Genomic DNA, 1,361 nt, shown 5'->3' with positions numbered 1-1,361 from the left:
GCGGCGGGCAGTGCGGCGAGGCCGAAGACCTCTACGTGGTCGACCGGTCGGTACGGCTCGCGCGCCAGGGACTCCGGCCAGCCGCCCAGCGCCACCGCCCGCGCGTGCAGTCCGGCGAGCTCGGCGGAGCGCTCGGCTACCGACTCCGGCAGGGCGGTCCGTACGGCCCGCTTGGCGCCGTACGGGATACGGTCCGGCACCGCGAGCGCCGCCCGCAGCAGCTCCTCGGTGCGCCGCGCGGCCATCAGCGGACCGGTGCCCAGCCAGCTGAAGCAGACGGCACCCTGCTCCAACAGGCGTGCGGATCCGCGCTCTTGGGCCGTGATGCCGACCTTGACCATGCCGGGCCCGAACCACGCCAGGTACACCCGGTACGGCCGGGGGTCGTCCGCGAGGGTGTCCGCAGCCACCGAGTGCGCCCGGTCCAGCCGCGCGCACTCCTCGCACCGCGCGCCCGTGGTTCGCCCCGACACCGCGGCCCGCGCCGCACACGCGTGCCCCCGTGCTCCCACGCATGTCCGCACACCCCCTTCAGCGACCCCGAAGGCCACCCGCTTCCCCCAGGTCAGCGCACTGTGCCGACCCCCGTCCCAGCGCAGCACGGGACCGTCCGCCGACCACGACAACCCCGAGCACTTCCATCCCTGTGCCATCCCTCACGAGACTAGGGGGCACCACTGACAACGGTCCTCGCGATCGCCGGGGGCTCTGTGACCTGGGGCGCCGGGGACCTGGTGCCCCTGTGCCCCTGTGCCCCTGTGCCCCGGGGGCCCTGTGCCCGGCGACCCCGGTGGTGACCCGGGGACCCGGGGACCCGGTGACCCGGTGACCCGGGGACCCGGTGACCCGGTCAGCCCACGGCCCCGGTCAGCCCACGGACTCGGTGGAGACCGCCGCCCCGGACACCGGCTCCGCAGACCTCGACCCCACGGACACCGGTTCCGGTGGGGTTGCCGCGGCCCGAGCTCCGACCCTTCCGCCGGTCCGCGCGCCGCGCCGTCCCGCCATCCGGCACCCGACACACCCCGGGTGCCCCTGCCGGGCGCCTGTGTCCCGCACCCGCATGCCCCACTGCTCACGCGGCCGGCGTCCCGGCGGCTTGCCCCAGCCGGACAGGTGCAGGGCCCAGGTCACGAGGGCGCTCGCCGCGGTGATCACGAGACCGACGGCGATGAGCGCGCCGGACACCGTGCACACCCCCAGCCCCAGCACGGACGTCCCGGCGGTGGCGACGGCGACTCCGGTCCAGCCCGCCACCGTATGCCCCTCGTCATACTGATGTGCACTCACAGATCCTCCTCGACCAGCAGTTCTCTCACCTCCTAAGAAATTTATCTCAGAAACCTCTCACGAACTAAGGG

2 protein-coding genes are annotated in these 1,361 nt (G+C 74.2%); both read right to left on the bottom strand.

Annotated elements, in window-relative coordinates:
• Positions 1–653 (bottom strand): DUF2797 domain-containing protein (locus tag EHS43_RS44615; RefSeq protein ID WP_148104346.1); only part of this gene is annotated, 653 nt, incomplete at its 3' end.
• Between the two features lie 214 nt (positions 654–867).
• Complete coding sequence (locus EHS43_RS44610) at positions 868–1,290, bottom strand: HGxxPAAW family protein (RefSeq protein WP_260471018.1); 423 nt, start codon at positions 1,288–1,290, stop codon at positions 868–870.
• Positions 1,291–1,361 lie beyond the last annotated feature (71 nt).

Origin of the sequence: Streptomyces sp. RP5T, assembly GCF_003933965.1 — a bacterium.
GTDB lineage: Bacteria > Actinomycetota > Actinomycetes > Streptomycetales > Streptomycetaceae > Streptomyces.
Note: the sequence above shows the minus strand (reverse complement) of the source record. Positions and strands in the feature narration are given on the sequence as shown.